Raw genomic sequence first — 263 nt, 5'->3', positions numbered from 1 at the left:
ATTCTATACGCTCGCCATCAGCGCATTTGTCGCAGGGCTCGGCAGCGGCTGGGTATCCCCTGCCTTTAGCCAAGTCGTCGCGCAGTCGCTTGAGAGCCGTGAGCGCGACAAAGGCAACACATGGATCAACACCGGCACGAGCGTCGGAGTCGTCGCGAGCGGGCCTGTCGCATTGGCTTTTGCCGAACAGTGGCGCTGGGGCTATGTGTTGTTTGCGATCCTGGCATTTTTAACGCTATGGTGGAATGCACGCGCGATCGCTC

General features: G+C 59.7%; 1 protein-coding gene. It reads left to right on the top strand.

Annotation, left to right across the window (positions count from 1 at the left end; translation table 11 throughout):
- Positions 1-263, top strand: a 263-nt coding sequence (locus SB775_RS30635) for an MFS transporter (protein ID WP_410865029.1), incomplete at both ends; no start/stop codon positions are given.

It is taken from the genome of Peribacillus sp. SIMBA_075 (assembly GCF_046534585.1).
Note: the sequence above shows the minus strand (reverse complement) of the source record. Positions and strands in the feature narration are given on the sequence as shown.